The organism is Paenibacillus sp. P5_B5 (genome assembly GCF_056400365.1).
In genome coordinates this window covers 518,260-529,233 of record NZ_JBFULK010000001.1, presented here as the reverse complement: position 1 = coordinate 529,233, position 10,974 = coordinate 518,260, and the positions used below count along the sequence as shown (strand labels likewise).

Annotated in this window: 11 protein-coding genes and 2 pseudogenes; 1 reads left to right on the top strand and 12 read right to left on the bottom strand. The window is 39.8% G+C overall.

Annotated features, from left to right (window positions below; translation table 11 throughout):
• The 9 genes and pseudogenes from AC1DOK_RS02630 to AC1DOK_RS02590 form a co-directional block, all read right to left on the bottom strand.
• A pseudogene (locus AC1DOK_RS02630) lies at positions 1 to 267 on the bottom strand (GNAT family N-acetyltransferase); the annotation flags it as partial.
• Positions 268 to 572: 305 nt separating this feature from the next.
• A complete protein-coding gene (locus AC1DOK_RS02625) occupies positions 573 to 1,367 on the bottom strand; it encodes a putative protein N(5)-glutamine methyltransferase (RefSeq protein ID WP_477552683.1) in 795 nt (264 codons plus the stop codon).
• A gap of 602 nt (positions 1,368 to 1,969) precedes the next feature.
• The gene (gene comI, locus AC1DOK_RS02620) at positions 1,970 to 2,065 is read right to left on the bottom strand and encodes a competence inhibitor ComI (protein ID WP_477552660.1); all 96 of its coding nucleotides are present in this window, start codon (positions 2,063 to 2,065) and stop codon (positions 1,970 to 1,972) included.
• Between the two features lie 327 nt (positions 2,066 to 2,392).
• Positions 2,393 to 2,872, bottom strand: coding sequence for a GNAT family N-acetyltransferase (locus AC1DOK_RS02615; RefSeq protein WP_477552659.1), 480 nt, complete (start codon positions 2,870 to 2,872; stop codon positions 2,393 to 2,395).
• 261 nt (positions 2,873 to 3,133) lie between these two features.
• On the bottom strand, positions 3,134 to 3,442 hold the full coding sequence (locus AC1DOK_RS02610; RefSeq protein WP_477552658.1) for a hypothetical protein: 309 nt from the start codon (positions 3,440 to 3,442) through the stop codon (positions 3,134 to 3,136).
• Positions 3,443 to 3,681: 239 nt separating this feature from the next.
• The gene (locus tag AC1DOK_RS02605; RefSeq protein WP_477552657.1) at positions 3,682 to 4,119 is read right to left on the bottom strand and encodes a hypothetical protein; all 438 of its coding nucleotides are present in this window, start codon (positions 4,117 to 4,119) and stop codon (positions 3,682 to 3,684) included.
• A 190-nt stretch (positions 4,120 to 4,309) separates the two neighbouring features.
• Positions 4,310 to 4,522 carry a hypothetical protein gene (locus tag AC1DOK_RS02600; protein ID WP_477552656.1) on the bottom strand — a complete coding sequence of 71 codons (213 nt, stop codon included), beginning with the start codon at positions 4,520 to 4,522 and terminating at the stop codon, positions 4,310 to 4,312.
• 339 nt (positions 4,523 to 4,861) lie between these two features.
• Positions 4,862 to 5,917, bottom strand: a complete 1,056-nt coding sequence (locus tag AC1DOK_RS02595) for an ankyrin repeat domain-containing protein (RefSeq protein ID WP_477552655.1) — start codon at positions 5,915 to 5,917, stop codon at positions 4,862 to 4,864.
• A 346-nt stretch (positions 5,918 to 6,263) separates the two neighbouring features.
• Positions 6,264 to 6,752, bottom strand: coding sequence for a YcxB family protein (locus AC1DOK_RS02590; protein WP_477552654.1), 489 nt, complete (start codon positions 6,750 to 6,752; stop codon positions 6,264 to 6,266).
• A gap of 462 nt (positions 6,753 to 7,214) precedes the next feature.
• Between AC1DOK_RS02590 and AC1DOK_RS02585 the strand changes: the two are divergent.
• Positions 7,215 to 8,422, top strand: a pseudogene (locus AC1DOK_RS02585) (IS110 family RNA-guided transposase).
• Positions 8,423 to 8,652: 230 nt separating this feature from the next.
• Here the strand turns inward: AC1DOK_RS02585 and AC1DOK_RS02580 are convergent.
• The 3 genes from AC1DOK_RS02580 to csaA all read right to left on the bottom strand — a co-directional run bounded on the left by AC1DOK_RS02580 (position 8,653) and on the right by csaA (position 10,633).
• Positions 8,653 to 9,129: a GNAT family N-acetyltransferase gene (locus AC1DOK_RS02580; protein ID WP_477552653.1), complete on the bottom strand. Its 477-nt coding sequence runs from the start codon at positions 9,127 to 9,129 to the stop codon at positions 8,653 to 8,655.
• Positions 9,130 to 9,364: 235 nt separating this feature from the next.
• Positions 9,365 to 10,153 (bottom strand): class I SAM-dependent methyltransferase, encoded by a 789-nt coding sequence (locus AC1DOK_RS02575; protein WP_477552652.1) that lies wholly within the window; start codon positions 10,151 to 10,153, stop codon positions 9,365 to 9,367.
• A gap of 150 nt (positions 10,154 to 10,303) precedes the next feature.
• Complete coding sequence (gene csaA / locus AC1DOK_RS02570) at positions 10,304 to 10,633, bottom strand: chaperone CsaA (RefSeq protein ID WP_477552651.1); 330 nt, start codon at positions 10,631 to 10,633, stop codon at positions 10,304 to 10,306.
• Positions 10,634 to 10,974: the final 341 nt, after the last annotated feature.

Sequence of the window (10,974 nt, the reverse complement as noted above, 5' to 3'; positions counted from 1 at the left end):
CTCCGCAATCGAGTAGTACTTCCGCTCTTCTGATTCAATAAATCTTACTAACACAAAACCTATATACTTGTCTTCTTGCTTAATGACATATGGAAATCGATGATTAACTTCTTTCCAATAGTCTTCTAAATATGGATATGGCCAAAATAATCCATCATCTTCTACATCACAATTTACAAATTCAGAGAAATCATAAATATAAAATTGCATTAGGTTTCTTATGATATCTTCATATTCTTTAGAAGMTTGAATTAATTCATAATTCATTTAAATATTACCACCTTTGTTTTATTTGTTTATTGAGTTTCATGTTATTTTCAGCTAACGTTTTTGTGTTTCCGACGCCGAGATCCTTAGATGATAATCTTAGGGTCGCAGGTGTGTCTGCCTGATATTACTTCCTCGAAAATGCTTCTAGCAGACCAAGGGGCGTTAGCCACGCAGCGTAAACACGGTGTTATAGGATGTCAGCGCCTTCTTCGAATTGCCTACAAACAAGATTTCTTCAACTAACGTTTCCCGTTAGTTGAGAAACTTTCTAAATATTAGTCAGATAAAACCATCGGAACATGCTAGGGTCTAGTTCCGATGACGACGGTGGCGTCTAGTTCGTCGTAACTGGCAACATGCGGGGTCAGCCCTTCGCGAGCGAAGATTTCGACGGTTAGAGGCACCTGCCGCTCGCTCGTCTCGACCAACAGGTGACCGCCCGGAACCAGCCAGAGTGCCGCCTCGGCCGCCACCCGTCGCATAACGTTAAGCCCGTCCTCGCCTCCATCGAGCGCCACCGGCGCCTCATGTATGCGGGCCTCCGGGGGAAGCAACCTGATCGATTCGGTGGGTACGTAGGGTACATTTGCGACCAGGATATCGACGCGCCCCCGCAATGTGGCGGGCAGCGGCTCGTAGAGGTCACCTTCATAGACGTGACCACCGACGGCAGTGATATTGCTACGAGCGCACCTAACTGCGGCGGGGTCGATGTCAACGGCATGTAACTCGATCCGCCCCAGGGCTGCTGCCAGCGCGGCACCTAACGCGCCCGATCCGCAACACAGGTCCACCACTACGGCTCTTGACCGAGCAAGGGCGATAGCTTGGCGGACAAGAAACTCGGTGCGGTGGCGGGGTACAAAGACTCCAGTATCCACCGCTATCCGCAGACCGCAGAACTCTGTCCAGCCGATGATGTGCTCAAGGGGCAAACCTGCAATTCGCCGGTCTACCATAGCGGCGAGGTCCGCCTGAGTCTGTGCCGTGGAAATGAGTAACCGGGCCTCATCTTCATCAAAAACACAACCTGCGGCCCGGAGCTTGGTGACGATGGTTGTATGAATGACATCTCCATTAAAGTCCCCACCATTCACAACTGATCCTACCTCGGCATGGTGTGTTGTATCCTTCCCGAAGCTCAAAGATGGTTTCCTTAAGTCCATAAATCCCCCCCTTCTTGGGACAATATAAATCATCACGTCATTTATCCCCGTTGTAGTTTGTTGGACAGGTATAAATACAATTTTATGAACTATCCAGCCCATTAGTTGAGATCGTTTCTTGATTAATATTTTGCACTGATTTCCTATAACGTTGTTGTGTTCCTGAGCCCGAGAGACTTAAAGGAGCGTAGCGACTGGGTGGCTCCGCCATTTAGCCTCGCAGGGTTGTCTGCCTAATTTCACTTCTTCGAAAATCCTCGTGCAGACCAAGGAGCGAAAGCGACACAGCAGGAAAACTGTGTTATATGATGGAGATGCCTTCTTCGAGTTTACATAAACAATGTACTTTTAATATTATTCTACTTTTATTCAATTTCTGTTTTGATACATGTTTTCCAGTGTGATATTATATATTTAATAAAGACCAAGTGCGTCGAACACTTGGTCAGTACAATTGGCTTGGATGGTATATTCCCTTCTAAGTCATTCAGGAACGAATACCCACCTTTGGCTTCTAATCTTTGGGTGGGTTTTTACTTTCTCTTGTTGTTATTATTTATATAGGTTAAAAGAGCAAGAATGAACATTCCAAATAGGAACATAATCTTTATTGCATCTTTTACTTCCATGGCCTCACCTCCCTTCGAAGGGAAACCATGCCCACCCAAGATTCAATTGTTATCTATATTTTACCTATTTCCCCACCTACGCACAAGTGTTCTCATACATTTATATTTGTTTATTAAATGTATCTAGATTCTGCATCTCTTTCATATAACGTTCTTGTGTTCCTGAGCCCGAGAGGCTTAAATAAGCGCAGCGACTGGGTGGCTTCGCCACTTAGCCTCGCAGGGTTGTCTGCCTGACTTGCCTTCCTCGAAATGCAACGGGCAGACCAAGGAGCGAAGCGACGCAGCTGGAATACGGTGTGTCTGATGTAACATGACTTCTTTGATTTAGCTATTAAAGTCTTGTATCTTTTTACTATTTTCAAATCGTTCTTTAAATTCTCCTTGCGTGTATTCATTAATGACCTTATTCCAAAATACCTGAGCTGGTTTGTTGCTTTCTAATTGATCAACTTCCCACTGCCCCTTATGTAAATCAAATATTTGTTTAGCTACCGCTTTACCTATTCCTTCTTTTCTATATTTCTTCATAATAAAAAACTCCGCAATCGAGTAGTACTTCCGCTCTTCTGATTCAATAAATCTTACTAACACAAAACCTATATACTTGTCTTCTTGCTTAATGACATATGGAAATCGATGATTAACTTCTTTCCAATAGTCTTCCAAATATGGATATGGCCTAAATAATCCATCATCTTCTACATCACAATTTACAAATTCAGAGAAATCATAAATATAAAATTGCATCAGGTTTCTTATGATATCTTCATATTCTTTAGAAGCTTGAATTAATTTATAATTCATTTAAATATTACCACCTTTGTTTTATTTGTTTGTTGAGTTTCATGCTTTTTCAGCTAACGTTGTCACATTCACGAACCCTCACCGACTGAGATAGCTCTTATCGGTGCAGGGTTGTCGCTGAATCTACTTTTTCGAAATTCCTCGGCAGACCGAGAGCATGCGTCAGCTCGATGCGTTAATGTGGTGTTAGGCAATGTTACTGACAACTTCGAGTTACTTTCTATATGTTTTATCCTTTATTTTAAATTTTCAAATCTTCCATCATGTCAAATACTTATATTTTTCTTCTTTTGCTTTCCAACTGCCTCGGGCTATTACTAATCCAGTTATTAGATATACTAAAAACCACGTTATGCTTCTTCTAATCATATAATCTTGAGTATAAATTGCTTGCTTAAATTCAGACATATTGATCTCTATTAGTGTTACTATTAACCATATAATAAATAGGATAATTCCATAAAATAATCCTCTAGTAAATACATATCTCAACTTACCTTTCTTTCTAATTACTGACCATTTTTTAATAAAAGACTTTTCACTCTCCTTAATCCCTAAACTATCACTCATATTTTTAAGCCTCCCTGGAGTTCTCCTATTCAAGTTTTCTGCAATTTCGCATAACGTTCATGTATCTATGAACCCGAGAGGCTTAAGGCGCGAACGCGCCGGGTCCGACGGACTTAGCCAGTGCAGAGTTATATGCTGATTTCACTTCTCTGTAATTTTCTCTTGCAGATCAGGATCAACAGCACCTTGCGTGAATATTGTGTTATCAGATGTCTATGCCTTCTTCGAGCTACAAACACTTATTCTTTACAGTTTTTTGTTAATAATATGTTGGGATTCTCTCCTAATCTCTCATAGGATAACATCCAAACTCCTTCAACTTTAAACACTCTATATTCTAATTTTGTATTTTCATTAAGTCCTATCATATATTGAACAGTATCATCTTCTAACTGTTTGCTTGATATAATTCTATAGGAACTGATAGGGTTCTTAGATAGTTCTTCTTCAAGTCCATTAATCTTTTCATCTAATGATTTACTGCAATCCAAAAATACTAGTGAGGTAGCAGTTTTAGCGTCTTTATCAACAAGAGCTTTCATAAAATTATTAATAACTTCATCAGGTGTTTGTTTGTTATTATTTTGCTGTGATCCAATATACCACATTGTTATTGATACGATCAGAAACACAGTTACTAAAATAGACAATATTTTCCTATTTTTAAGTGTGCTCATATTTACCCCATTTCATAGATTTCCTATAACGTTTCCGTGTTCACGACGTCCCAACACCTTAAGCGAACGTTAGTGAGCGGCCGCGATGCGGTTAGGTGGTGCGGATGTGTCCCGGCAACTACTTCACTGAATTATCTACCGGGACCGAGGGGGCTTGCACCCCGATGCGTGAACAGATTGTTAGATGAAGTTACCGACTTCCTTGATTAATCCCACGTTCAGTCTTAATCCTTTGAGCACTTTTTCTAACAATAGTAGGACCACTCTGTTCACTTAGATTTAGATAATCACTTAGTTTTTGAGAATTTATCGTATGAAACACTTCTAATGCTGCGATCTTCTGATACTCGAAGCTTGTTGAGTATGCTTCAACAGCTAGATCTTCTGCAAATTTAGAGTTCATGTATCCGAGAGCTAATAAGGCTCTCCTTTTCACGTATTCATTAGTGTCTTGCCAATATGATAAAACAATATCTTCAACCTCGTGATTAGACTCAAATATTTTACTTACGTAATATACGAGCTGCCATCGAGTATCATGATCAGGGTAACTCACTCCACGTAGGGTAACCTAGCTTGGAACACAAACTAACTATGTATTTCAGATTTTACCATCTTTACATTTCTTGTTGTATTGAACTATAAAAATATCCCCTTTTCTAAGCTAGAAAGTGCTTAGAAAAAGGGTATGTATTTTGCGCAGAAAATGCTTATTGTATACGTTAAATAAATCGAACATAAGTTATCGCTTATAGTCATGCTGTCCCAGAGTAATAGGATTCGGATTGCTGAGTACCCAATGCACTGACAGTTCGCACAGTCTCGCAGGTTCATCACTACCATTTCCATTGTGAAGTTCTTTCACTAATGTTACTGCCTCTTGAAGTGCAGCAGCATTTAATGGTGTGCCCAAGCTAAAGTAATGTATCAAAGTATTGAGCATTTTACGATATTGATTATCCCAGTTGATACCGCCATTATCTAAAATTTCGTATGACACTTTACCTGTAATACGGATAACCTCACCCTGTACGGTTTTCGCATGTCCGTTTGAAGGAATGAGTAAATTCCAGAGTTCATTATGTTGCGCCTGCCAACCCTTTGTTGTTACTGTTATTGAAGAGGCATCGTCGTGCGTCTTTCGCTTCTCTACTGGAGGAACATCAAATAGCTCATATAGACGTAAAAGTGCCTCATCGGTTTGATTCAAATATTCTTTATTAAAGCCATTTCTGTGAAATTCAAAGTCGCTTCCGATTCGCTTAATAAAGTCTTTCATTTCCGGTGTTACTGTTGTTTCAGCGTTAAGCAATATATCGGCAACTTCCGCCATATTAACAATATCCGCGTTTCTGCAACATACCAAAGCTTTTGCTAATGGAGTCTGTTTCATCTTATTTTCTGCATTGATATTTGCTCCTTTAGTAACCAACGTTTGAACCGCTTTTGGTTTAAATGAACCTACGGCAGCAAATAAAGGTGTCTCGTTTTGATAATCAATGGCTTCTATATCTGCACCCAAATCAAGCAGCAATTCAGTATTACCGCACCAACTTATTGCATGTTCGTGCAAAGGCGTTTTTCCGTAATTGTCTCTAGCATTTATATCAGCACCCTGTTCCACGAGCCAGCGAACCAATTCATTCGGTATTTTGAAAAAGCTCAAGGCTGTTGATTTACTGTAACCGCCACGGGCATCCAATTCACATTGGGTAAATACCTCTTTTAATGCTGATATGTCGCCTGCTTTAATTAGTTCATCAAAATTTTTCGGCAAGGTTTTTTTCTTCTTTCCCATATGTGCTTTCACTCCTTACCTCAGAGTATATAAATTTTCTTCATCACCAAATACATTCTAGATTTTACCATCTTTTCTTTTCTTTTAGTATTAAAAATTGCTCTTGAAATCAAGTTTCTAAAATATATCTTTGACATTGTCTTGCAATCATTTCGCCTAACGTTTGGTATTCACGAAGCCGAGAGACTTAAGTGACCGGAGGGAACGGGTGCGTAGCACTTAGTCTCGCAGGCTTGTCCGCTGAATTCACTTCCCCGAAATGCCTCTGGCAGACCAAAGACCGTAAGGCCTGCAGCGTTAATACGGTGTTAGATGTCGTAGGGGCCTTCTTCGAATAGCTGACACATCATTTATTTGTCTTAAGACATGTTTTAATTTGATCTAAAAAACGATTCATATCGGCTTTTGTTGTAAATGTTCTCTTAGGTATGATATGTGCCATGATCTTATCTATAAAAATATAGAAATAATCTTTATCTTCTTCAATGCTATTAATCCCTTCCCATTTCGTACTTCCTTCTGTTACTGAATTTCTCCATCTTAATTCCTCTTTTGTTATCTCTATTTCATGAACTCCTAATATTCCTTTGTTATCTTCCAATAATTTCTTAATTCTTTGTTTAATGCGTTTATATGCAAAATAATTAATGATTACTCCACCAATAATTCCCACACTTACACTGTACCAAAAAGGTAGTTTGATCCCAAGGAAAATTAGTACCATCATAATAGGCAATCCTACAATAAACGAATAAACGGTTACTTTATACCGTTGAAGTAACACAAATTTATTAAAGTTCCAATAGTCTTCTCGGTTTATCTCTATTTTTAACATCTCTTTTGTTGCTCCTTTTGTTTATTGTTTTTTTGTAATGATTTGTAAAAGTATATTTTTGCCCCAATGTCATCTAACGTTCTTGTATCTACGAACCCGAGAGGCTTAAAGGAGCGTCAGCGACTGGGGTCCGACGGACTTAGCCTCGCATGGTTGTGAGCTGAATCAACTTCCCCGTCAACCTCATAATGCGAACCAAGGGCAGAGCCCGCTGTGTAGATACGGTGTTGGTATATTAAGCTCACCCCAATTAGTCGGGGATGAGCTTTTTCTTTTATACTTAAAAGATCAGCACTGGGTTAAAAACGAATACGGTGTTGGGACTTAGATCTCGTCGTATAAAGTGTTTCAGCTCTTGCAGTGTTCATACCCCGATTTAGCTGGTTGGGCTCCGAGCCCGTATCACCGTGCCAACCTGTGGAGAATAGTTGCTTTGGGTCCTAGTGTAATTAAGGAGGTCATATGAATCAACCTGTTTTAAGTATCGATATTGCGAAAGGGAAAAGTGTTGCTGCTGCTTTCACTTCTTATGGAATTCAAGTAAAGAAGCCCTTTTCTTTCTCTCATTCGCCTGATAATGTCTCTGCACTGCTTACTTTGCTTGCTCAACTAGAAGAATCCACGCATGAGCGACCAGTTGTTGTTATGGAGGCTACTGGAAACTATTCCAAACCGATTGCTTCTTTCTTTTTTTCTCAAGGTTATTCCGTCTTCATGCTGAATCCATTAACGACTCACGAGCTAAAGAAACGCTCTACCGTAAGGTAAAAACAGATTCGATTGATGCGATTCGAATTGCTAACGCTTTCTATTTAGGGGAAGGTACGCCCCTGATTCAAACCGACGAAGAGGTGACAGAACTTCGGTTTCTGTGCCGACAGTATTCCAATTGGATCGCACTACTCAGCGAGGTTCAGCTTCAATTCCGATCCGTCTTGGACTTAGCTTTTCCAGGCTATGACAAGGCGTTCCAAAACATCTTCAACCCTTCGTCACTTCAACTGTTATCCAGATTTCCCTCGCCTTTAGCTCTTCTCAACGCTGATAAAGAGGAAATCTTAAAGATCCTTATGCATAACCGTAGGGGGCGACCATGGAACGAAGAAAAGCATGCTCTACTTATTTCGATTGCTCAAAGCAGTCTTCCTGATCCATATGGATCTCAGGCTCACCAGTTTACGTTGCTGAATTATATGAACCTATTAAAGACTTACCAAGATGGTATTTCAGCCCTTGAACAGCAAATGGAAACCTTGGCTCAAAAATCCCTTGCCTACCATCTATTACGCTCTATTCCTGGTGTAGGACCTATTACAGCTGCCATGATTCACGCTGAAATTGGGGACATAAAAAGGTTCCCTTCTGTGAAACAGTTAACCGCTTTTGCAGGGCTGGATTCATCTGTTTACGAGTCGGGAACCTTTAAGGCAAACCAGAATCGTATCTCGAAACGAGGTTCTGCCTATCTCCGCACAGCTCTTTACCAAGCTACTATTGGAGGTATTTCTAAGCAAATCCATGGTCCTCGAAATCCGATTCTAGGGCAATATTACCAGCAAAAGCGCCTGGAAGGCAAGCCTGCAAAAGTTGCTATTGTGGCTACATCAAACAAGCTTTTGCGCATGATCTTTGGGATTTTGAGCAAAGGCACACCTTTTCAGATCGAGTAGCGAACAATATTAGGAATATTTTACCATTATCCCACTTCTTTTGAGTAGGCTTATTTAAGTGTGTTTATTTTGACTCTCTGAAATCTCTAACCGGTTAAAGCTTGACTTTGATTAGCTGGTTTATAGGATGTAAGCGCCATCTTTGACATACTTACACAATTCATTTTGGTTCTCCATTACCAAATAACTAAAAAATAATTCAATGCAACTTTATCCATAAAGGTTGAAATTCAGAGTTCTAATACTGTTACAAGCTCGTCGTGGCACACTTCACCGTTCTCACAGAAGCCAAAGCTCTCATATAGCTTTTTAGCGGCCAAGTTATCAGGGCTAAACGGAATCCAACAATTACGTGCAGGACCAGCCGGAAAAGTTCGAATAAACTCCAATGTTTTCTTCAATGCTTCACGACCATAACCCAGGTTCTGGTACTGTTTATCAATCATGAGTCGTAAAATGCAATAGCTATTGTTAGCGATTGCAGGAAGATCATATCCGGTGATTCCGTAAGTCAACATAACAAAACCTACCGGTTGCTCATCCGAGTAAATGGCAAACGGAAAGGGATGTCCCCCATTGGTTGCAAGGACATAACACGATGCTGCACTTGAAAGATTTGATGCAACGTATTGTTTCTGCTCTTCTGATACTTCCAAGTTAAATATGGAACGTCGGTTATCCAATGTAATCTTTCTGAGGGTAATCATGAATAGCCCTTCCTTTTCATAATTTAGATTGATGGTTCCGTTTCACTGTAAAATTGAATTAATCTTTCATTTATTTAAAAGAGATAGAATTAACTTCATTTGATTACTTTAATATTTTTGCGCTGATTTCCTATAACGTCTTATTCACGAACTTCGTAAATAACTCCATATTTAGAGTATTCGCGAAATAATTAAGCTATAATCCCTTTTGTTTAACAAAGGGAGTCCTCCATAATCAGGGGTGCAGTGGGAATAATTCCATATCAATTTTATCTGCAATTAGAGTGTAAAACTCTGGAAATCTCGGATCTGTTTTGCATGGTATTTCTTCAAATGTCCGTATAAATAACCCTGCCATTCCGATTGCAGTTATAATCTCTCCGATTGTCCAACTTCGCACTAAAACCTTACTTAATTCAGAGCGTTCTTCCTCGGGCAGCAACTTAGCAAAAGCCACTTGTCCTTCCTTAATACTAACGTCAAAGTAATTACCAGTTGGCTGGTTTAGATTATATGTATTCATCCATGCATGTGCGAAAGGATGGAAGTCAGTCAGAATAAACCGACCATTGTTCCCTAGTCTGCGACGAACCACAGAGAAAATAGAGTTGAGGTCTGTAAAATAATGCAAAATACCAAACTCCATCAACACGATGTCAAATTCGCCTAGTGTCTCTTCGTCCGGGATATTCAAGACGTCTGAACAGATATAGTTGATATCCACCCCAGAAGCGGCAGCAGTCTGCATCGCGTACAACCGATTCTCTTCAGAAATATCCACCACGGTAACATCAGCACCTAGCAATGCTAAAGAAATTGCCTTTCGACCGTGTGACCCAAGGAGGTTAATAACTCGCTTGCCCGCTGGATCACCAATGTACTTTAGCCAGTAACGTAAGTGATGCTTGTGTTCCAACTTCAGTTCTACCGCAAGTTCTTCTGGTGTTCCATACTTTTGAACCCAAGCCTGATACGCTTTCGTTTCCCACGCAAGCTTGTTCGCAATTGCCAGTTCTTCTTGCACACACATACCTCCCAGATTCACATGTCGACATTCGCTGGTATATAGTACATTTACGTTCTAATTGTCAACATTATTTAACTCTACTGCTCGTTAGCTGAACAAAGGGCTACCACTCGGCAGCCCTTCATTATTGAAGTATCCACTAATGCCTCAAGCAATTGGTGTACCGTTTTTAACAGGTTCATCTGGTTTTAAGAGAACCACATCACCTTCTGAAGGAGTACCTCCGATTACCAATACCTCAGATTTAAAGCCTGCAATACGTCTAACAGGAAAATTCATTACTGCGATTACTTGACGTCCAATAAGTTGTTCTGATTCATATCTTTGAGTAATCTGAGCAGAAGAGCGTTTAATACCAATCTCACCAAAATCGATTTCTAATTTTATTGCAGGTTTTCGAGCTTCTGGAAACGGCTCTGCTTTAATTACAGTACCGACACGGATATCTAATTTCATAAAATCCTCAATTGTCACCACGATTGCTGCCTCCATTTTTTACAGTTAAGCTAATTTTACGATATCACTATGAATAATTAAAGATGTATTATAGAGATCTAATCCATTTATGAAACTCAGATGGTTCGTCTATAGCTAGATACATCTTTGTGAAAGTACGTTTTCTGCCAAACATAAATACAGCTTCGACAGGCTCCGTACATTCGATTAAGTCATAGACTTAGAACATATCTTCCATTTATTCTTTGTCGTAATAACATCAGTACACAAAGCAAAGGAAGCACTGATAATCAATCTATTGAATAGTCTAATATAATATATAAACGGGATTTATTTTTAAATAACAATTGACTCTCACATTA

Excerpts from the sequence above, each read along its gene's own strand:
- AC1DOK_RS02600 (WP_477552656.1), bottom strand. The coding sequence starts at position 4,522 with ATGAACTCTAAATTTGCAGAAGATCTAGCTGTTGAAGCATACTCAACA.
- AC1DOK_RS02590 (WP_477552654.1), bottom strand. The coding sequence starts at position 6,752 with ATGTTAAAAATAGAGATAAACCGAGAAGACTATTGGAACTTTAATAAA.
- AC1DOK_RS02610 (WP_477552658.1), bottom strand. The coding sequence starts at position 3,442 with ATGAGTGATAGTTTAGGGATTAAGGAGAGTGAAAAGTCTTTTATTAAA.
- AC1DOK_RS02580 (WP_477552653.1), bottom strand. The coding sequence starts at position 9,129 with ATGATTACCCTCAGAAAGATTACATTGGATAACCGACGTTCCATATTT.
- AC1DOK_RS02615 (WP_477552659.1), bottom strand. The coding sequence starts at position 2,872 with ATGAATTATAAATTAATTCAAGCTTCTAAAGAATATGAAGATATCATA.
- AC1DOK_RS02595 (WP_477552655.1), bottom strand. The coding sequence starts at position 5,917 with ATGGGAAAGAAGAAAAAAACCTTGCCGAAAAATTTTGATGAACTAATT.
- comI (WP_477552660.1), bottom strand. The coding sequence starts at position 2,065 with ATGGAAGTAAAAGATGCAATAAAGATTATGTTCCTATTTGGAATGTTC.
- AC1DOK_RS02605 (WP_477552657.1), bottom strand. The coding sequence starts at position 4,119 with ATGAGCACACTTAAAAATAGGAAAATATTGTCTATTTTAGTAACTGTG.